Raw genomic sequence first — 21,432 nt, forward strand, 5'->3', positions numbered from 1 at the left:
ATTTTGACTTATTAGATCAATTAGTTGAAACTTTTGCAATTTAGCGGTTCAGATTGCTTGCTACTTGCTGATAAATTTCGTCCAACCACACCGGAATCACAGCTTTACCTTCATCTAGGGATGCGATCGCTCTTTTTCTATCAAATTTGTCGATTGCCAAATTAAATGACCACTTGCCAAATTAATGTCCACAACAATATTGACTCCTAAACCCTTGCTATGTAAGGGTTTTGTTATTTTAGCCTATATTTAGCCTGTTCAACATCAATTGACAAAATAACTGTCCGAGTTTAAATATTTGACAAATTAGTTGTCCTCTATTAAAACTTGTGATTTTTCCAACCCTTACTTTATTTGACAAATTAATTGTCCTTCAATATAGTATAATTCAACTATGTTTGTAATAAACATATATGATAGAAAGACAAAATGATAAACTCGATGACGATAAAATAGAAAGTAGTGAGATTATCACTGAACTATCCGCCAGTGATAAAGAACTATTGGAGTTGATCCAAAAACTACTCGAACCATGCGATGCCTGCGGCGGGCGTAGCCATCGCCAAACTTACGGACAAAGGCAAAGGGAGATAGCGTCCAAACTGGGTAAGTCAGTGCGAACAGTACGGAGACTGGTGAAAAAATGGGAAGAACAAGGATTAGCTGCACTTCAAACCACTGAACGGGCTGACAAAGGCAAACACCGGATTGATGCTGAGTGGCAAAAGTTCATTATCAATACCTATAAGGAAGGAAATAAGGGTAGTAAACGAATTACTCCTCAACAGGTTGCGATCAGAGTACAAGCAAAAGCAGCAGAATCGGGTGATGAGAATTATCCCAGTTATAGAACGGTTTATCGAGTTCTACAACCGATTATTGATGAACAAGAGCAAAAAGCCAGTGTTAGAAGTCGTGGTTGGCGCGGTTCTCGACTATCACTGAAAACCCGTGACGGACTAGATTTGTCAGTAGAACACAGCAATCATATCTGGCAGTGTGATCACACTCGTGCTGATATTTTACTGGTGGATCAACATGGTGAACTTTTAGCTCGTCCTTGGCTGACAACGGTGATAGATACTTACTCCCGTTGCATCATCGGAATTAATTTAGGTTTTGATGCACCAAGTTCTCAGGTTGTAGCTTTGGCATTACGTCATGCCATATTACCCAAAAAATATGGATCAGAATACGGACTACACGAGGAATGGGGAACTTACGGGAAGCCGGAACACTTTTTCACTGATGGGGGTAAAGATTTTCGCTCTAACCATTTGCAACAGATTGGTGTGCAGTTAGGATTTGCTTGCCATTTACGAGATCGCCCCAGTGAAGGCGGTATTGTAGAACGTCCCTTTGGTACATTAAATACTGATTTATTTTCTGCTTTACCAGGATACACAGGCTCAAATGTGCAGGAACGTCCAGAGCAAGCTGAGAAAGAAGCCTGTCTAACTTTACGAGAATTAGAACGTCTTTTAGTACGCTATATCGTAGACAAATATAACCAAAGTATTGATGCTCGTTTGGGTGATCAAACTCGTTATCAAAGGTGGGAAGCTGGGTTAATTGTTGCCCCCAGTTTAATCTCAGAAGAAGATTTGCGTATTTGTTTGATGAAGCAAACTCGACGCTCAATTTACAGGGGTGGATATCTGCAATTTGAAAATCTCACCTATCGGGGTGAAAATCTGTCTGGTTACGCGGGGGAAAGCGTGGTGTTGCGATTTGATCCCAAAGACATTACAACTATCTTGGTTTATCGCCAAACAGGTTCTCAAGAAGAATTTTTAGCTCGTGCTTATGCTCAAGATTTGGAGACTGAGGAATTGTCTCTGGATGAGGCTAAAGCCATGAGTCGCAGGATTCGACAAGCAGGTAAAGAGATTAGCAATCGTTCGATTTTGGCTGAGGTAAGAGACAGAGAAACTTTTGTTAAGCAAAAGAAAACGAAAAAAGAACGCCAAAAAGAAGAACAAGCTGTAGTTCAAAAAGCCAGCAGTGAGCGAAGTCGAACTGCTAAAAAAACTGTGATTGTTGAACCAGTAGAAGAAATAGAAGTGGCATCTGTGGAAAGTGCTTCAGAACCAGATATGCCAGAGGTTTTTGATTATGAACAAATGCGCGAGGATTACGGGTGGTAAATCATGACTTTACAACAAGCCCAAAGTGTTGCTCAAGAATTAGGTGATATTCCCCAAAATGATGAGAAATTACAAGCAGAAATTCAGCGATTGAATCGGAAGAGTTTTATTCCTTTGGAACAGGTGAAAATGCTCCATGATTGGTTAGATGGCAAGCGACAATCACGGCAGTCGGGTAGGGTGCTAGGAGAGTCAAGAACGGGTAAAACTATGGGTTGTGATGCCTACAGACTCAGGCATAAACCTAAACAAGAGCCGGGAAAACCGCCAACTGTGCCTGTTGCTTATATCCAAATACCGCAAGAATGTAGTGCTAAGGAGTTATTTGCCGCAATTATTGAGCATTTGAAGTATCAAATGACTAAGGGAACGGTTGCAGAGATTAGAGATAGAACGCTGCGGGTTCTCAAAGGGTGTGGGGTGGAAATGCTGATTATTGATGAAGCTGATCGTTTTAAACCCAAGACTTTTGCGGAAGTGCGAGATATTTTTGATAAGTTGGAAATTGCGGTGATTTTAGTGGGTACTGACCGATTAGACGCTGTAATCAAGCGAGATGAGCAAGTTTATAACCGTTTTCGTGCCTGTCATCGCTTTGGTAAGTTTTCTGGAGAAGATTTTAAGCGCACTGTGGAGATTTGGGAAAAACAAGTTTTAAAACTGCCTGTTGCTTCTAATCTTTCCAGTAAGGCAATGTTGAAGACTTTGGGTGAGGCAACTGGGGGTTATATTGGGTTGCTGGATATGATTCTCAGGGAGTCGGCTATTCGGGCTTTGAAGAAGGGATTAGCAAAGATTGATTTGGAAACTCTAAAGGAAGTAACGGCGGAGTATAAGTAATGGAAGTTGGGGAAATCAATCCTTGGTTATTTCAGGTAGAACCATATTCGGGAGAAAGTCTGAGTCATTTTTTGGGGCGCTTTCGACGGGCAAATGATTTAACAACTACTGGTTTAGGTAAGGCTGCTGGAGTTGGGGGTGCAATATCCAGATGGGAAAAGTTTCGGTTTAATCCTCCTCCTTCTCGGCAGCAGTTGGAAGCATTGGCTGTTGTAGTGGGGGTTGATGTCGATAGGTTAGTACAGATGTTACCACCTGCTGAAGTAGGAATGAAAATGCAGCCTATTCGGTTATGTGCTGCTTGTTATACTGAGTCACCATGTCATAAAATTGAATGGCAGTTTAAGGTGATTCAAGGGTGCGCGAGCCACAATTTAACCTTGTTGTCAGAATGTCCAAACTGTGGGGCAAGATTTAAGGTTCCAGCAGTGTGGGTGGATGGTTGGTGTCAGCGATGTTTTCTGACTTTTGCCGATATGGTCAAACATCAAAAGTCTATTGATTACTAAGTTTGTGCAATATAGTATTCAAATTTTAGCCACTAATAATCCCTCCTTGCTTTACTGGAAAAAGTTAACAAGGGGGGATATTTTATGTTTCAACAAATAAGAGAATTTACTACAAATTAAATTGGCTACCAGAATGATCGAATTATGGGGTAATTTGCTCTGGTTCCTCGACTGCCGGATTAAAAATGATTGTGAAAGTTGCACTTGGTATGAGTCTGTGCAGAGCTTTTGAATGAGCCTCTGCGTCACTGCGGCGACGAAAACGAGCAACTATCTGGTGTTGCATACTAGGAAAATGGCGGACAATACACCAAGGATTTAACTTTTCAATGTAGGACACAAAACCCTCCTGACAATACCTATGATTTAGCTGGTGAATTGGAGTTGGTGGTTTAAAGATTTCCAAGACTAAAGCCACCCTACTGTGAGAGTGGCTGGTGAAAAAATGTGGTTCTTGCGTACTTAACGTGCTAAATTTTTAATTACAGTCGATAACTTTGTTTTAAAATCAAGGCTTACAGGCGCTTATAGCCAAAATTTTAATCATCAGACCTAAAAGGCAGTAAATAATGGCTGTCATCTTATCCCAGCAAGGAGTTCAAGCTTATTTTTCAACATATTTAGCACGCTAAGTACGCAAGAACCCTCTAAACCTTCTTCAAAAAATCCTCCTGGCCATGCCTTAACGAGTTCGCCTCTCTTGTTCAAAGGCATTTCGCGCACTACACTACCTTTACTATCTGTGTCTACAAACAACACAGAAACATCTTCTGGTCGCACAGGTAGACAACCTTCTGGGAGTTCGTTATTAAAGGTTTCTCTCATCCGTCGCATAATTCGCAGAAGTAAATGCTCACTGTGAGTTTCCAGTATAAAAGTATTTTTTTGTCCTCCAAGTGCAGACTGAATGAACACATCCCCTAGTTCTGCTTGCAGTTTTGGATGTAAATGAATCTCCGGTTGTTCAATGGCAACTAACGCATCAGATAAACCATAGCAAGATACGAGAATGGGGATTACTTGACTAATACCAATTCCTACGTCGCGGTGACTAACTGGTGTTTTAGTTCTTTTGTCAATTAGGACTAAATCTGAAATGCGATCGCCTCCTGAAGCTATCTCCTGTACCCAAGTTTCTGATAAGCTATCAGTATCAGTGAGCATGGAAACCAGTTGTTCAACTTCGGGTAGAACACTATCAGAATTCAGGTCAATATCCGCAGCTTCAAAATCACCTCTGAGACGTTCAATCTCTTCTTGAATATCACTCCCAAATCCAGCAGCATGAACAATCAGCTTAGTGGTTAAATCGTGTAAACTTTTGGCAATGCGCGGGTAAAGTTCAGTTGCAAGTTGAGAATCTGGTAAAAGACTACGCACTACTAGCTCATAAGGGGATTTCATCCTGTTGCTATCTCCCAGCCAAGCATTCACCTTTTGACGAACTTCAGCATTATTTAGGAGGATGTCCCAAGCATAACCACCGCCAGCATACCAGTTAGCATCTTGCTGCCGAGAAAACGCAAAATGTCGAGGTGGGTAGGTGCGAAATGGCCCTAAATATCTGAGTTTTCCAATATCTCGTTCTACAGTCTCGGTAATTACTCCAATCAATTCGCTGAGTCTGTAAGGGAGAATCAGACGCACCGTGTCAGTTAAATCCTCTTGTTGTCCTGGCTTGGGATTAAGTTTGGTAATTGATATGTCCCCGTCATCTCCAACTTGAATTTTTGTTGGTAGTAAGCGAGAAACTCGTGCTGTAATTTCAGGAACAAGTTCATCGATCGCTTTCTCAATTTCCTCCCGATCCTCTGGAGTTACTTTCAGGGTAAATGTATTCGCCTCTAAAATTGCTTGAATCAAGTTGCTGAGAATTGGGTGTTGGTAATCGAGGCGATCTAACTGAAGTTTTCCTTGAGGGCGAGAACTCATGCTTAAAACTCGTCTGTCATCGGCTTCAATAAAGAAAGACCGTACTCTTACCCTTCCTTTTCCTAAACGAGTACCAATCCCAACACCTACAGTCAGCTTTTTGATTGGTTGTAACAGATCAATTAAACCTTGATCTGGTGTATTTAGTTGTTTAGGGTCAATATCTACTGACCACTCTACCTGACTACGGCGATCGCGTTTATGAACATATTGCCCAAAACCTCCCAAATCAACAGAATCACCCCCGGCTTCTGTGCGGTGTATGTCCAATTCCCCATTTTTAATTGCGTGATGTGCTAACAAAAGGCTGTGAATGATGCTGGATTTTCCTGAACTGTTAGCTCCAAAAATCAAGGTGAGGGGACGAAGCAGGATGTATTGTTGATCAGCGAAAGCTTTGAAGTTACCGACTCGTAGAGCAGTTAAGGCGTTGGATGTTAATAATTTTCTTTTTGGTAATTTTGTGGTATAAGAATTAGCAACCAGTTCCAGACGGGCGTGAGTTACTGTCTTGAGAGACACAGGGCTATTGACTTGTAGGGAAACATCATTTTCTAGTGATGCTATAGCTAAACCTAAAGACATCGTTTTAGTTCCACCCGTGTAGTCTGCGTAAAGGTTAATTTCTGGTTGTAACTGTTTTAACCTAATAATGCTTGCTACTGCCACTTCATAGCATTCAGTTAAGTCATCGGGGTTTTGAATAATCTTTAGATCGCGCTCTGGCTGAAAGCGATCGCCTAACTCCACTAGCTTAGGAATGTTTGGGTATCTTTTAACAACATTTCCGTGAATAATTTCGCAAGGAAGCCCTTCGCCTATAACTTGGGATTTATACTTTTCGCTACATAAAAATACAACCTGATCCGGTTTTATATGCTGAATTGCTTTAACAATAGGTGTGGGAGATTTTCCAACTGTTACTAAGAGAATTTTTTTAGACATATAAATATTAATGAGCTAGTATTGTCACAATAGGGAAAGCTGCTGAGAGTCTTTGTTATCCGTCAAATTGAGGGCTTTTGCTTGTTCTTCCATTTCTGGGCTCTTGCGTACTTAGCGTGCTAAATTGATAGGATAATGCCAAGAAAGTAAAGCTCTAATCTCAAAATTACGAAAGTTTCTAAATCCAAATCCACTTCGCTTTATTAACTTCAGTTTATTATTTATTCCTTCTACTACTCCACTGGTAGTCCTTCGTTCAAAATATCCGACTATTTCTCCAAACCACCGTTTAATTGTCTGCACACTTCTTTGATAATATGGTTCAGCTTTTTTTAACCAATTGATTAATTCTAGCGTTCCCGTTACCACATTTTTATTGTCTTCAAATAAATTGTGAAAATCTTCTTTTAATGAATGCATTCTAGCTATTAAAGGAGAAGCTTGTTTAATTCTATTTAATTTATCTTTTTGCTTTTCGGTGAGCTTATTCTCGGCTTTTAGAATTGTAAATTTATTTCCTTTTAAACTTTCAAATACTTTTTTTCTTTCCGGGGCATTTAACTCAGATGCTATTTTATTTTCTGCTATCCTAGCTCGATTTAATTCTTCATGTACTAATTTAGTAACATGGAACCTATCTACCGTTACAAGGGCGTTTGGACAAATCTTCTCAATTAAAGATTTATAATTGCCTGTCATATCAATACTTACTTCTTCTATTTGTGACAAAACTTTTTCTCCCCACATTCTCATGGTTTTTTTGATTTCAATTTGTTTTCTTTCTTTTACTAAACCTATCAATTTACCTGAATCTATATCTACTAGCACGACAATAAATTTTCCTTGTCCTTTGACCAAACTAATTTCATCTATTCCTAATCTTCTTAAATCTTTGACATCTATTGGCATCACATTTTTAGCTACATCTTCAAGCATTGATATGACTTCTTCATTAGTTAGTCCATTATTTCTTGCCACATTACTTACATTACTATTAATCACTTGTTTGATAATATATTCCGCATATCGGTATGTATACCTCTTTCTTGCTCCTAGAAAATCTAGCTTTTCATTAAATGTTTTTCGGCATTTTTTACACTTGAATCTTCGTCTATTGACATTCAGTATTACTTCAAAATCCCCCATCGGTAAATCTTTCACTAAACATTTTTGATTTTGATGTAAATGTCTTGAGTTTTGACCACAGTGTGGGCACGATGCACTTTTCGCTTTTTTACCTACTGATAGAATTAGGACTTGACCCTCTTGTAGGCTTGATTCTACTAATACTTCAGGCAAATTTAGGAGTTGAGTCATTATTCGTTTCATAATTTATTTTATTAAACATTATTAAAAAATATCTTAACATTTTAGCACGCTAAGTACCCAAGAACCATAAATATCAGTATCACTATCATTAAAATATTGGTGATTTCCAAAGAAATCATAAATAACAAACTTGCGTTTATCAATATGTGGCGCAGTCCTTGTCCCCCGTCCACGAATCTGTTGATAAAGAATTGGACTTCGCACAGTACGACACATCACTAAATGCAAAACTTCTCGACAGTCAAAGCCAGTATTGAGCATATCAACGCTGACTGCAATTTGTGGGTAATCCTCATATTTGAATTGGCGAATTAAATCATCTGCATTAGCAACATCACTTGTAATTACTTCAGCGTAACGCCCCTTACATTCTGGATGTAATTCATTAAGATATTTGGTTAACCGTGCTGCATGATTTTTTGTCAAAGCAAATACTATTGATTTACCGGGACAAATTTTTTGTCCTGGTGCTAATTCTTGATAATTCTCCCAAGCCAATCTATCAAATTCCTGCATCATTAGGCGGTTACTTGCCTCATTAGTCCACTTGCGTTCAAAGGCTGCTGGGTCATAATAAACCTCATCAACCTCAGCACCTTCAGCAATAATTTCAGTTATCCCAGTAGCAAACCGATAGGGAACAAGATACTTTTGTTCAAATGCCGTTTGAATAGAGTAAGTAAAATCTGGCTGCTCATTTCGGCAGTTGTAGAAATCGAAAGTATTGCGTTCAATGTAAGCTGCTGGTGTGGCAGTTAAACCAATATGAAACGCATCAAAATGAGTAAGTGCAGTCTGCCAAACACCATAAATCGAACGGTGACATTCATCAGCCACAACAACATCAAAATAGCCGCTAGTAAACTCCCGATAACGGCTAATCATTGTTTGGAGTAAGCAAACTGTAATTTGCTGCTCTTGCCGGATTACACTTGGTTTGAGCCAGTAGCTACCATACTGATTTAAAACATCTTGAATTGCTTCTAATGCCTGTTTTGCTAATTGTTCTCTATCCACTAAAAACAGGATTTTTTCGGCATATCCCGATTGAATTAGGCGTTTTAATTGTAAGCAAATTAAATCAGTTTTACCTGTTCCTGTGGGCAGTTCTAGTAAAAATCGCCGTTTGCCCAATTCAAGGGCATGATCCATAGCTTGCATAGTTTCCCTTTGATAGGAACGAACTAAGCGAGTTTCTCCCTGTCGAGTGTAATACTCAGGAATTTCAATAGTAGCTAGGGGTTGACGGGTTGAGCGCATTTCAAGCAATCGCTCTAAATCCCGCCGGGAGAAAAAAGAATTGACAATCCGGGCATCATCATTTTGATAGTCCCAGAAATAAATCAGTTCGCCATTACTGAGGAAAATAAACGGTGCTTCCAGCTTCCGAGCATAGGGAAGTGCTTGATTTTTAGCAACATAAGGCTCAATCGCACGCTTCTTAGCTTCAATCACAGCCAAGGGACGACCCCTTTGGTCAAGCAGTAGATAATCGGCTCTACCTCTCCTACCATCTGCCATTTGAGCCGAAACTTCAGTCATTACCTGAGATTTATCAGCTGGGTTCCATCCTGCTTGGCGGAGAAGGTCATCAATATTAATACGTGCGTCTGTCTCTTTGCTAAAGTCGCTCATCAAATCACTCCTGTCTTACCAAAGGTAGCACGAAGCCCTCAGTGCCATTTGCGCTTTATCTCAGAAGTTTTAACTTTTTCCCAACTTCAGCGCCAACTTTTGATAAATCTCGTCCAACCACACCGGAATTACAGGCTTACCTTGATCTAGGGATGCGATCGCTCTTTCCCTATCAAATTCTACTAGAGAAACCGAATCATCCTGTGCTGATAATAGCAACATAAACCGCTTCCCCTTACCAGAAATAAACAACTCCGGTTCTTGTTCTTTGAGCCTTTTGAGAGTTTCACAGGCAATATCAAAACTTATCCCCGTAGACAGCCAATATACCAAAGCTGCCAGTTCCACCAAATTAGATCTGGAGTAATAAATACTGCGTCCCGTTCCCGTATCACTAATTACAGGTACAACAATCCCCTTCTCTCGCCAATACTGGATCTGGCGGAGAGTACAACCTGTAATTTGAGCCGCTTCCTTACTTGTGAAAAATGTTTCTTGCATAAAAAACATTTTACAGAAAGCTGCTATTATACATATATGGTAGTATTAGACAAATATGTTTATTAGGTATGAGCCAAATCACTATTCAGTGTCGTTTAGTAGCCAGTGAATCTACCCGTCAACAGCTATGGCAGTTGATGGCAGAGAAAAACACCCCACTAATTAACGAACTACTGAGTCAAATTGGTAAACACCCAGAATTTGAAACATGGCGACAAAAAGGGGCTCTTCCGTACTTAGCGTGCTGAATTTGTTAAAAAATAAGTTTGAAACCCTTGCGTGGCTCCGATAAAAGCCATTATTTTTTGTATTTGAGATCCTGTTACTAAAAATCAAATTATAAACGCCTGTAAGCCTTGTTATTAAAGCAATTTAATCGATTTTCATTAATAATTAAGCACGCTACACACGCAAGAGCCAAACCTCTGTTCTGTGATAAATGCGGGTTAGGTTGACTGTTGTGAGACAGTCGTGCTTTCTGACCCTGGTAGCTGCCCACCTTGATGCTGCTGTTCCCAGTGAACAGGAATAAGGTGCGCCCCCAGTAATAGAGGTGCGGGTTTACCGCAGTGGTGGCTACCGAATCACCTCCGAGCAAGGAGGAATCCACCTTAATTATTTTTTGGCAAACCATAAGCGAGGTCAATTTCCCTGGGGTTCTGCCAAAAGTCCAAATCCATTGTCTAGTCTGTGTTTCAGATGTTGAGATGCTTTGATAATGTTCCCTTTAAAGGGAATTTAAGAGCAAATTTAGGACATCCGCCAAAATTGCTTTTGGAAGTGTCACTAGGTAAGGGTTTGGTCGGGCGGAGTTTCAACACCCCTCCCGGAGTGGGGCGGGTTGAAAGACGCATTTTGAGAGCAAATACATGGACGGCGAAAGTTTCAACACCCCTCCCGGAGTGGGGCGGGTTGAAAGATCAAAGTAACAACTGAGTAGACTTCTGACTAAAGTTTCAACACCCCTCCCGGAGTGGGGCGGGTTGAAAGCACAATGACAATGGAAGCAAGGAAACAGCCACCAGGGTTTCAACACCCCTCCCGGAGTGGGGCGGGTTGAAAGCTGGCATAATATTTTTGTATTGTGTTTCAAAGCCTAATGAATTAAAATTATTTTTTAAAATTAAGGTGGGTTGAAAGGAGTGCTGCGATCGGACACAGTATTAGGTGTGTATATTAGCCTGATCCGAATTTTAACGTAGCGCGAAAGTCCCCACCTTCAGCGTACTCGCAAGGTGGGGATGAATAGCGGGCTGCGACGATTGCATCTATGACCAAAATCGACCGCAAGGTTGATAAGGGAATGGATGTATGAGGAGTAGCCATTCATTCATTTGGGGATTCTTGAGATTGTATATATTGCTTGATTTTTTCAATTGGTGCGCCGCCAGTAGAAGAGACATAATATGAACTAGACCAAAAAACAGGTTGACGATAAAAATTAGATAGATGTTCTGAGAATTCTTTCTGAATAATTCTGCTTGATGCTGATTTTAGACTACCTACAAGAACGGATAAGTTGTTATCTGGGTGGAAATCAACTAGCAAATGAACATGATCCACTTCGCCTGAAAACTCGATTAGTCTGCACTTGGTTTTTCTACAGACATTTGCAAATATTTCTGGCAACCGTTCCAACATTGAAGCGGTTATTGTTTTGCGTCTGTACTTGGTTACAAACACAAAATGTTGGCGAATAGAGAAAACAGAATGAGAGCCTTTTCTGGGAAGAACTTGACCAAAGAGGCGGAGGGGCAGGGAGCAGGGAGCAGGGGGAGCAATCCCTGTCCCGTTCGCGGAGCGTCTCGCAGAGAAGCCGTGAAGCGGAGCGGAACATGGGTATCTTCGCGGAGCGTCTCGAAGAGAAGCCCCGCCCTTCTAGGGCGCTCTTACTGGGGCGGAGTACAAGCTCCGTCTCAGTTTTCCCCCTTGCTCCCTGCCCCCTGCTCCCCTGCCTCTTTTGACAAGCCTATAGGTCAACTGTAATATCATAGAATAAATGTAAAAAGGAGGCAAATAAATCAGTGGCTACAAGACGGATGACTTTCAGGTTATACCCAAATAAGCAGATAGAGAAGTCTTTGCGGTATCACCGAAAGCTCCATAAAGACTTGTATAATGCTGCTATTTATAACAGATTCACTCAATATCAAAAGTTCAACCACAAGGTTGATTATTTTGAACAACAGAATTGTTTGCCAGAGTTCAAAGAAGTTTGGATAGAGTATAAAGAAATCAATTCACAAGCTCTACAAGCAACTTTAAAACGTGTTGATTTTGCTTTCCAACGCTGGTTTGTAGGATTGGGTAAACGCCCTAAATACAAGTCAATTCGCCATTATTCTGGTTGGACATATCCAGCTAAAACTGGTTATTCTGTAGAATCTAATGGCGAAAATGGGTATTTGAATCTGTCTAAAATTGGACGAATTCAAATGAGGGGTAAAGCTAAGTATTGGGGTAAACCAACTACTTGCACAATTGTTTACAGAAATGGTAAATGGTACGCATCAATCACAATTGATGCTTTAGACCAAGTTCTCAAGCCAGAAATTTTACCAACGGGTGCTATTGGTATAGATTTAGGATGTAAAGCAGCATTGTCAATTACTGATGGCGAAAATCATCAACAGATTGAAGCGCCAAAGTTTTTGAGGAATGCTGAACAGAAAATAAAAAAAGCGTCTAAAGAGAAGAGACGCAAACGCGCACCAAATAGAAAGAAAAAAATTAAAGCTTCTAGAAGATGGAAAAAATCCCAAGCTAAGGTTAGCAAGATAACTCGCAAGGTTGCTAATCAAAGACAGAATTGGGTGCATCAAGTTGCAGCAGAAATAGTCAGCGGTAATAGCTTCGTTGCAACTGAAAAACTAGAAGTAAAGAAGATGACCAGCAAGGCTAAAAAAGGTAAGCGCAAGAAGCAAAAATCGGGTTTGAATAAGTCAATACTTGACGTAGGTTTTGGGATGCTACGCGATACTGTCAAATACAAAGTAGAACAAATTGGTGGTGTATTTGTAGAAGTTCCAACCCTGAAGGTAAGGCCTAGCCAAACCTGTCCAAAGTGCGGTCATCAACATAAGAAAACACTTGATATTAGAGTTCACGAGTGTGGTGTTTGTGGATACCGTCAGGACAGAGATATTGCTGCTGCCGAGGTAATGCTTTACTGGGCAAAAGGCACTCTACCGGGGTTAGGAACTAGCCTCGTAGGCGCAGAGCCATCTAGCTCTACTTCATGTACTCGCAAAAAAGCGGGAAGCATGAAGCAACTAGGGGCAAAGAAGCGTCAAAAATCTACAGAAAGCTTTGCTAGAAACGAACTGAGGGACGTAGAAACCCACAGTTCAGGCGGAGCCAACTGTGGGTAGTTCATGGACAATTAATCTGTCAACACCCATTCGTGACAGGTTAGAACTAAATTACTTTTGTCAATTCGTAATTATCCCTAAGATTTGACGAAATTTGAGGTATTTAATTCACATTTGTACTGAGTTTTCAGAGCCTGAATGAATGATCAGTTTAAATTGTGAGCGATCGCCAGGCAAAGATTGTGTTTTCAAACCGTATTTTTGGCTGATTTTTAAGCACTATTACTCATTGACAAATTGTTCATGACCTTAACCTATCACAGATGGTCAACACCAGTTTAAAGAAAAAAATAAGTCAAAGTGACAATTAATTTGGCAACACGGACAACAATTTGGCAAGACGGACATTAATTTGTCAACGCGGTCAAATAATTTGACACTCGACAACAACTGATGGAGAATAGGAGACTCGAACCCCTGACCTCTGCGGTGCGATCGCAGCACTCTACCAACTGAGCTAATTCCCCTAAATTTTAGTGATTAATTCTGAGGTTACAGATTTTCACCATTCCTAATTATATCATTCACTGGCTGCAGACTGTAACTCTTTTTGGGAATAAATTTCCTGCACTCGTTCGAGTTCTAAATCACTTAGATAATCCACAGTCCAGTTACAGCAGCGCTGTAACATGTGGAATGGGTATGTATTCGCCACACCTACTACCTGCATCCCGGCGCGTTTTCCTGCTGCTATCCCCGCTGGAGTATCTTCAATTGCTAGACATTCTTGTGGTTGTAGATCCAAGTCGGGATATTTCTGATTCAGGCGTTCCACTGCTAGCAAATAACCAGTTGGATCGGGTTTACTGGTGGTGATGTCGTCACCGGCGACGATAACTGTAAAATATTCTGCCAGTTTAGCGCGTTCTAGCACCAATTCTATTTCTTTGCCAATGGCACCACTGACCAATCCTAGTTTGAGATTTTGCGATCGCACCTGAAATATCAAATCTTCTAAACCTGGATATAAAGGCAGTTTTTCGATTTTCGCCAATTCTAGCACATAAGCTTGTGCTTTGCGCTTCAGCAACTGAGTTAAACTGTCCTCACTGAGGACTCTACCACGATTAGCCAGTAGTTCTTGAAAACAAGCGCGATCGCTGCGTCCTAAACAAGCTTGACGCTCACTATCCTTTTGGGGTTGCAGATTTTCTTGAATCAGGATCTCATCTATCAGTTGCAGGTGAATTCGCTCATCGTTAATGATGACACCATTAAAATCAAACAGAACAGCCTTTAAACTCATCGAACTCTTTGGGTCTGAAACCCCGTCCTTATAGGACGGCTTTATATTGAATAAATTTAGATACCATTACCGCCTTGGGATTGGTTAGTTCGGTGTGCTTTTGTGTTGCACTTTCAACGGGACAGTTACCGTTTCAAACCTCGCAATCCTGTACGCATAATGTTTGGACTTTCGTCCCTCCCTTTCGGGGTAACGTCAGCTTCTCCCAAGGGGAGACGCTGCGCGAACGCCAATGTTTTAAGAGCTTTTTAGACTAGCAGCACTGTTCCAGTGACCTTAGAACTGTTTAACCACTAGTGACAGAGCGAGGAACTAGCTAGCCTTCGGCAACGCCAGGGGCGAACGGATTCCAGGGTGTCGTGACTCAAAAAACGTAGTCAATTAAGACATAGGCTGGTCAGGACGGCTTGCTTGATTTCTCTTACAAGCCTCATGCCTTTAGGCTGAGGTTCCTGACACCCTTACGCCAAAAACCAGGAACCCTAGTCCATCCAAATTATTTAGGATAGGACTTACGCAACTGGCACATTAATAATCGTAGGGTGCGTGACGCTGCGATAAATATTGTACACAGTTATCAGACTTCTGGCGTCACCCACCATTCTGTTCTTTCTTGGATGTTCCCTACACTGTATACCATTGGAGTTTAACATCCCTGTATTGGCACTTGTTTTGGTAACGAAAGCACTTGCTTTCTTAACCAATCTTTATGCACATAACAGCTAATTTGTACAGTGCGTAAGTCCTAATATTGACGCTGAAAATTTTATGTAGTACAATGTAGTGTAATTAGACTACTGCCTAAGAGTAGTTATTTACCCAGGTAAGTCGGCGCGAAAAAACAAAACTATATTACGAAACATAAATATCCCTGTTTGGGCGTCCCTAGTCGCGCACCCAAAAAATTGGATATACAATTGTCAGTCCCAAAAACCCAAAATCAAGTAGAATATGCCCTACGAAAAGTTAGAAATTACCACGCCAGCGCCGGTGCTGTCTTGGGCGAATCACCCCTTGGGGTCTGAAGAAACCAAAATGGCAAAGAATGTAGCCTCACTGCCATTTGTATTTAAGCATGTAGCATTAATGCCAGATGTCCATCTTGGTAAAGGTGCTTTAGTCGGTTCTGTACTCGCAACCAAAGAAGCAATTATACCAGCAGCTGTTGGTGTAGATGTGGGTTGCTTTACGGGAGATACCCTAATTCCGCTAGTAGATGGTAAATCTTATCCGATTAAAGATTTAGCACAATCGAGTCAAGAATTTATTGTTTATGCTTGCACTCCCACAGGAAAAATTGTCGCTGCAAAAGCAACTGCCAAATTAACTAGAAAGAATGCTTCACTAGTGAAAGTAATTCTGGATAATGGAGAAGAAATTACCTGTACTCCAGACCACCAATTCATGCTCCGGGATGGAACATACAAAGAAGCTCAATTGCTTCAGTTTGGGACTTCCCTGATGCCTTTTTACTCAAAAATTGACAAAGATGGCTACACACTAATTAATCAACCTTATTCCGGCAGATGGCATAAAGCACATTGGATTATTGCTAGATCTGGATTACTTGGTAAAATTCCTAAATTTGAGGGACAGAATACAGTAATTCATCATCGGAACTTTCATGGATCTGATAATCGACCAGAAAATCTAGAGTTTATGGGCAATTCAGATCATTCTGCTTATCACCGTTCTCTAGTAGAGTATAATCAACACTGGCAGTCTCCAGAATTTGAAGAAAAAAGACTTACTGCCATTGCACAAAAAGCCAAAACTCCAGAAGGATATCAGTACTATGCTGAACGGGGAACCAAAAATATCCTTCAGTATATGCAACAGCAACCAGAACATTTTAAAAATGCAGTTGCAGGTAATGGTAATCGCGGTAAGCAATATTTAGTGGAATATAACACAAGTGAAAAAGGGAGAGCAAAATCAAAAGAAATTGCCAACCGATACTACACCTGTGAAATTTGTGGTGCAGAAATCAAAACACCTATTGGACTGCACAACCACCGCCGTAAAGAACATCAATGCAATCACAAAGTTGTAGCAGTAATTACCCTAAATTACACGGAAAATGTTTACTGCTTAACAGTACCGGAATACCATAACTTTGCTCTCAAAGCTGGGGTATTTGTTCATAATTGCGGGATGAGTGCCATTAAAACCCCATTTACTGCAGAACAACTAGAAGGTAAACTGAAGAAAATCCGCTTAGATATTGAAGCAGCAATTCCTACTGGTTTCAACGAAAACAAAGACGTTGAAAAAACCGTCACCAACTGGCAACGCTGGGCTGATTTTTCAGACTTACATCGAGGGGTGCAAGACTTGCAAGGCAAAGCGATGAAACAGATGGGTTCTCTCGGTGGGGGAAATCACTTTATAGAGGTATGCATTGATACAGAGAACCAAGTTTGGCTGATGTTGCATTCTGGTTCACGCAACATCGGTAATAATCTCGCTCAATGCCACATTCACACAGCTAAAGAATTAGCGAAAATGGCAGGTAATCACTTACCTGACCCAGATTTAGCTTATTTCGTCGCTGGGACACCAGAATTTCAAGCTTACTGGCATGATTTACAGTGGGCGCAAGATTATGCGCGTGTTAACCGTGATGTGATGATGGCGAGATTTAAGCGCATCGTTGAAAAACATTTAGCAGGAGGGAAAGCAGCTAAACCCTTATTGCAAGTAAATTGTCATCACAATTATGCCGAAAAAGAAGTACATTTTGGCGAAAATGTGTATGTGACTCGCAAGGGTGCAGTCCGCGCCGAAATAGAAGACTATGGGATTATTCCTGGTTCAATGGGAGCAAAATCTTTCATCGTTAAAGGTAAAGGAAATGCTGACAGCTTTTGTTCTTGCAGTCACGGTGCTGGGCGTTTATTGTCTAGAAATAAGGCAAAAAATGTCTACACTCTCGATGATTTAATTGAGCAAACCAAAGGCGTAGAATGCCGCAAAGATGAGGGTGTATTAGATGAAATTCCTGGTGCTTATAAGCCGATAGAGGAAGTCATTAATCAACAAACAGACCTTGTAGAATTAGTTGCTACTTTAAAGCAAGTTGTATGTGTTAAAGGTTAATGAATAGTAGTATAATGCTTTAAAGATAAGCTATAAAACTTGTTAATGAAGCGTTATACAAATATTACTAAGGAAAAAATTCAACATCTGCTTTTCTCAAAAACTGTTGAAGAAGCAGCGGAGATTTGTGGGGTTTCTATCAGTACCTTTAGAAGAAGGATGAAAGAATACGGTATTCCAAATTCTGTTTATATTCAATCTGCAAATACTAGAAAGCTGCGTTCGGAAGCCATGAAGTTAGCTCATGCAAAAGATCCAACTCTTTCGATACGTCAGACAAAAGCTATAAGAGAACTTGGCATTCTTAGAAAAGGTAAATCCAATATTGAGTTTTATGGAGTCGAAAAAGCTAAGTTCATATCTAAGCAAAACAGTCTAGGTCATCTAGGTTACAAACATACAAAAGAAACTAGAGCTAAGTTTAGTCAACAACGTAGAGGTCGAATTCTATCGCCTGAACATCGTATATTATTATCAAAACGACGTAAAGATGGTTTTGCTAGTGGAAGATTGAAATTAAGTCCTAAAGCTGGATTTGGTAAAGGTGGTTTTAGGAAAGATATTGGACATTATGTACGTAGTTCATACGAGCATGTATTTGCGCTATGGCTCATACATCAAGGTTTATATTATAAGTATGAACCTCAAGTTTTTACACTCAATATCAATAACGAAGTTACCACGTTTACACCTGACTTTTGGGTTGATGGTTACTGGTTTGAGATAAAAAATCCTTACAACATTACTCTCAGTTCTTTTCAGGAAAAGCTAAAAGAGTTCAAGCTCCAATATCCTGATGAAGTGATTTTTATAATTGTTGGCGATTCAACATGGAATAATCCTGAAGCTATTAATGTAACAATATCTAATTTACCTGAATTAGCCGAACTAATAGTGATGCTTAAACAAGTCGTCTGCATCAAAGACTAACTCCAATAAACCCAGTTTATTCACCACTAATAAATTCCCAAAATTAATCACCTTCTACTAATTATTTTGTGGAACGGGCATCCTTGCCCGTTAAATACTCGCTTTGCGCTTGCCTTGACACCTATCCCACGAGAAAATTTTGAGCGTTTTTATTTGTAAATCCCCTAGTATGTTGAGATTATATGAAATTCGTTGTCTCAACTTTTTAAGCTGCGAGAAACCTCACAATATCATTCTAAATTTTTCAGGTAAATGAAGTACACTCTTAGGGGCACGGCAGTGCCGTGCCCTTACAATAATCTGTAACCCACGTGAAAGTGGCCTAAGAAGAGAAGTTGCAATCTGCTTTATGAATTATGAATTAATTAGCTAACTGACAAGCCGTGAATCTTTTTGCTGTTCTTCTTGTTCCTGTTTTTGTAGAAGCTGTTCACATAGTTGATTCAGGTCAGAATTTCGTTGTTGAATAATTTGTGTTGCCAATTTTATTAACTGCTTGATATTTTCAGGACTTGCATCATCCATATCGTCTTTAGCTGTCATTAGTTGTCCTTGGAAGCGATAGTATTGTTTGGGAAAACCGTCAACTTTTGGTAACAATTGTTCTAACTGACAAGCTACCGACTCACTATTACCATCTAAAGTAATATTCACTAATGGTTCTACCCATTGAATCAGTCCCCAATTTGCCGCTTGTTCGTAATTGTATTTACGGGTTAAAGAACCTGTACCCAAAGAAACAACTAGGATATCATTAAAGCTTAGTGGTTGTTTGTCAGGTGTTTGAGGATCTGGTTTTTGAGCATGAATTATGGCTTCCATAATCGCCAGAGTGGTGGGATTGTTGGCAAAAACGCTACCATCAATCAACGTATAGTAACCATGAGCAGTTTGATCGATAGTATTAACTTTATAAGGCTTGAAAAAAGTCGGGGCTGCAGAAGTTGCCATCGCCGCTTGTTTCATGGTATACCCTTCGCATACTTTGCGGAAGTTTTCACCTAATTTTTGTTTCCTAACATTATTTGTGAAAAAAATAGGCATCCGCAGATTAATATCATAGCTGGGGATGAAAAGTTCTGTTAGTGCCTCGCTAATCAGCGCGTCTTGAAAAAATTCTGTTAATACTTCGTCTCTACCCTTAGAAGAATATTTTGCCCGTACAATGTCATCAACTGAGATCAAACGGTTTGTCCATGACTCGAAAAAAATGCGATGTCCATTCTTGCGATACACGTCAATCAGCTCCTCCGCTTTATAATGAGGTTGATTCTGATCATTGGGGTGTGGCTTAGTGAGTCCTGCGGCTAGAATACCTCCCGTTGACGTACCAGCAATCAGGTCAAACAGTTGACAAATTGGCTTTTGTGTACGTTTTTCAATCTCGGCTAAAATTATCGCTGGAATAATGCCTCGAATACCGCCACCGTCAATTGACAAAACTTTATATTTATAAGGCATACATCCTCTATTTGTACCCAAATATACTGTGATTTTCTTGATGCTATAGTATAATACAAGGCTAAACTATAGTAGTTCTACCAATTTTCATAAAATTTAGCCAAAAAAAAGACTTGGAGCCTTTGTAAACGCCAAGTCGGAAATTTTATTTTTCTTAAATCAAGAATCTAGATTAGAGGGTCAAAGATTGAGGATTCGTTTCAATTAACTTAGTCAAATCCTGCAAGAAGGCTGCAGCATGGGCACCGTAAATAATCCGGTGATCTGAGGTAATATTTACCTGCATTTGTTGGCGCACACCAAACAAACCATCGGCTGTTGCTACTACTTGCGGACGAGATGCCCCGATCGCTAAAATTGAACCTTGTCCTGGTGGTAAAATCGCGTCAAATTTATCTACACCAAACATCCCCAAGTTAGACAGGGTAAAAGTACCGCTGTTGTACTCATCAGGTTGTAGTTGTTTTGTTCTAGCTCTTTCTACCAAAGATTTCCAAGTGCGTGATAGAGAATAAATATCTACTAAATCTGCATTCTTTAACACCGGTGTAATCAATCCGCCATCATCCATAGCCACAGCCACGGCAATATTAATGTCAGAATGATACACAATTCCTTGGTCAGAGTAGCTAGCATTTACCAGTGGGTGTTTTTGTAACGTTACCGCCACAGCTTTAGCCAGCAGAGCCGTCATCGTTACCCCTTTCGACTTAATTTGCTTGTAAAGCTTGTCTAAGCCATCAGTACTAATCGTATAAGCCACACGGAAAACCGGCACCGACAGACTAGCTACCATACCCCGTACTACCGCATTTTGGAAGGTAGTTAGGGGAACTATTTGACCAGGTATGGCGCTGCTAGCCACTGGGGTAGGCGGGGGTGCTGGTGTCTGGGGGGGTGGGGGTGTAATTGGGGTAGGCGCGGCTATCAATGGGAGTGGTGGAACTGGTTTAGCGGTGGGTTGCTTACCTTGATTGGCTGCTACTTCCACATCATCGGCGACAATGCGACCGTAGGGACCACTACCTTTAAGTGTATTTAAATCAACTTTTAATTCTTTGGCTAACTTACGAGCTCTGGGTGAAACCACAACTCTACCTTCGCGGTGATTAGACCCGTTTTGAGAAGCTGTGGTAGATGTTGAGACCGCAGCGGCTTCAGCGATTGGTTCGGGAGAGACTGTAGCAGAGACCGCAGAACCACCAGAATTAGCCAGAGATTTCGCAGTTTCGATTTCGGCTTCTGTTTCTGCAATGTAAGCGATCGCCGCACCTACAGGCGCACTTTCACCAGATTCCACTAAAATTTGGGCCAGATATCCCTCATAGAATGTCTCCACATCCATATCAGCCTTATCTGACTCGACAACCACCACTGTTTCGCCTTTTTCCACTTTATCGCCTGGCGATTTCACCCAGGAGACGATTTTACCTTCAGTCATGGTGGAACTCAGCGCCGGCATAAATACTTCGCGAATGCTCATAGGG

The 21,432-nt window shown here is 40.7% G+C and carries 16 protein-coding genes, 1 tRNA gene, 1 pseudogene and 1 CRISPR repeat array; of the genes and pseudogenes, 8 read left to right on the forward strand and 10 right to left on the reverse strand.

Annotated features, from left to right (window positions below):
• Positions 1–413 precede the first annotated feature (413 nt).
• The 3 genes from HEQ19_30385 to HEQ19_30395 are packed head-to-tail and all read left to right on the forward strand — an operon-like array spanning position 414 to position 3,496.
• Complete coding sequence (locus HEQ19_30385) at positions 414–2,147, forward strand: Mu transposase C-terminal domain-containing protein (GenBank protein ID WYM03140.1); 1,734 nt, start codon at positions 414–416, stop codon at positions 2,145–2,147.
• Between the two features lie 3 nt (positions 2,148–2,150).
• Positions 2,151–2,987: a TniB family NTP-binding protein gene (locus HEQ19_30390; protein WYM03141.1), complete on the forward strand. Its 837-nt coding sequence runs from the start codon at positions 2,151–2,153 to the stop codon at positions 2,985–2,987.
• Positions 2,987–3,496 (forward strand): TniQ family protein, encoded by a 510-nt coding sequence (locus HEQ19_30395; protein ID WYM03142.1) that lies wholly within the window; start codon positions 2,987–2,989, stop codon positions 3,494–3,496. The genes HEQ19_30390 and HEQ19_30395 overlap by 1 nt, the downstream gene beginning before the upstream one ends.
• 142 nt (positions 3,497–3,638) lie before the next feature.
• On the opposite strand, the gene HEQ19_30400 is transcribed toward HEQ19_30395, so the two are convergent.
• From HEQ19_30400 to HEQ19_30420, 5 genes are all read right to left on the reverse strand, one after another.
• Entirely contained in the window at positions 3,639–3,836 is a 198-nt protein-coding gene (locus HEQ19_30400) for a hypothetical protein (GenBank protein WYM03143.1), read from the reverse strand.
• Between the two features lie 236 nt (positions 3,837–4,072).
• On the reverse strand, positions 4,073–6,373 hold the full coding sequence (locus tag HEQ19_30405) for an AAA family ATPase (protein ID WYM03144.1): 2,301 nt from the start codon (positions 6,371–6,373) through the stop codon (positions 4,073–4,075).
• Between the two features lie 111 nt (positions 6,374–6,484).
• Complete coding sequence (locus HEQ19_30410; GenBank protein ID WYM03145.1) at positions 6,485–7,690, reverse strand: ISL3 family transposase; 1,206 nt, start codon at positions 7,688–7,690, stop codon at positions 6,485–6,487.
• Positions 7,691–7,735: 45 nt separating this feature from the next.
• Positions 7,736–9,337: a DEAD/DEAH box helicase family protein gene (locus HEQ19_30415; GenBank protein WZI67073.1), complete on the reverse strand. Its 1,602-nt coding sequence runs from the start codon at positions 9,335–9,337 to the stop codon at positions 7,736–7,738.
• A gap of 69 nt (positions 9,338–9,406) precedes the next feature.
• Complete coding sequence (locus tag HEQ19_30420; protein WYM03146.1) at positions 9,407–9,838, reverse strand: MerR family transcriptional regulator; 432 nt, start codon at positions 9,836–9,838, stop codon at positions 9,407–9,409.
• A gap of 68 nt (positions 9,839–9,906) precedes the next feature.
• On the opposite strand from HEQ19_30420, the gene HEQ19_30425 reads away from it, so the two are divergent.
• Entirely contained in the window at positions 9,907–10,086 is a 180-nt protein-coding gene (locus HEQ19_30425) for a hypothetical protein (GenBank protein WYL98146.1), read from the forward strand.
• A 562-nt stretch (positions 10,087–10,648) separates the two neighbouring features.
• A CRISPR array of direct repeats spans positions 10,649–10,901; the repeat unit is 38 nt; unit sequence AGTTTCAACACCCCTCCCGGAGTGGGGCGGGTTGAAAG.
• 263 nt (positions 10,902–11,164) lie between these two features.
• Here HEQ19_30425 and tnpA read toward each other — a convergent pair.
• A complete protein-coding gene (gene tnpA / locus HEQ19_30430) occupies positions 11,165–11,596 on the reverse strand; it encodes an IS200/IS605 family transposase (GenBank protein WYM03707.1) in 432 nt (143 codons plus the stop codon).
• A 281-nt stretch (positions 11,597–11,877) separates the two neighbouring features.
• Between tnpA and HEQ19_30435 the strand changes: the two genes are divergently transcribed.
• Positions 11,878–13,209, forward strand: a complete 1,332-nt coding sequence (locus tag HEQ19_30435) for a transposase (GenBank protein ID WYM03147.1) — start codon at positions 11,878–11,880, stop codon at positions 13,207–13,209.
• Positions 13,210–13,603: 394 nt separating this feature from the next.
• On the opposite strand, the gene HEQ19_30440 is transcribed toward HEQ19_30435, so the two are convergent.
• Both HEQ19_30440 and HEQ19_30445 read right to left on the reverse strand, forming a co-directional pair.
• Positions 13,604–13,676, reverse strand: a tRNA-Ala gene (locus HEQ19_30440).
• A 53-nt stretch (positions 13,677–13,729) separates the two neighbouring features.
• Positions 13,730–14,455 carry an HAD family phosphatase gene (locus HEQ19_30445; GenBank protein ID WYM03148.1) on the reverse strand — a complete coding sequence of 242 codons (726 nt, stop codon included), beginning with the start codon at positions 14,453–14,455 and terminating at the stop codon, positions 13,730–13,732.
• 951 nt (positions 14,456–15,406) lie between these two features.
• Here HEQ19_30445 and HEQ19_31545 point away from each other — a divergent pair.
• From HEQ19_31545 to HEQ19_30455, 3 genes and pseudogenes are all read left to right on the forward strand, one after another.
• Positions 15,407–15,640: pseudogene (locus tag HEQ19_31545) on the forward strand (RtcB family protein).
• A complete protein-coding gene (locus HEQ19_30450) occupies positions 15,632–17,554 on the forward strand; it encodes an RtcB family protein (GenBank protein ID WYM03149.2) in 1,923 nt (640 codons plus the stop codon). The pseudogene HEQ19_31545 and the gene HEQ19_30450 overlap by 9 nt, the downstream one beginning before the upstream one ends.
• A 45-nt stretch (positions 17,555–17,599) precedes the next feature.
• A complete protein-coding gene (locus HEQ19_30455; GenBank protein ID WYM03150.1) occupies positions 17,600–18,484 on the forward strand; it encodes a hypothetical protein in 885 nt (294 codons plus the stop codon).
• Between the two features lie 369 nt (positions 18,485–18,853).
• Here the strand turns inward: HEQ19_30455 and HEQ19_30460 are convergent, their stop codons facing one another.
• The gene (locus HEQ19_30460; protein ID WYM03151.1) at positions 18,854–19,945 is read right to left on the reverse strand and encodes a patatin-like phospholipase family protein; all 1,092 of its coding nucleotides are present in this window, start codon (positions 19,943–19,945) and stop codon (positions 18,854–18,856) included.
• A gap of 172 nt (positions 19,946–20,117) precedes the next feature.
• Entirely contained in the window at positions 20,118–21,428 is a 1,311-nt protein-coding gene (locus HEQ19_30465; protein WYM03152.1) for a dihydrolipoamide acetyltransferase family protein, read from the reverse strand.
• Between the last annotated feature and the right edge of the window lie 4 nt (positions 21,429–21,432).

This window comes from Gloeotrichia echinulata CP02 (assembly GCA_038087035.1).
Taxonomy (GTDB): Bacteria; Cyanobacteriota; Cyanobacteriia; order Cyanobacteriales; family Nostocaceae; genus Gloeotrichia; species Gloeotrichia echinulata.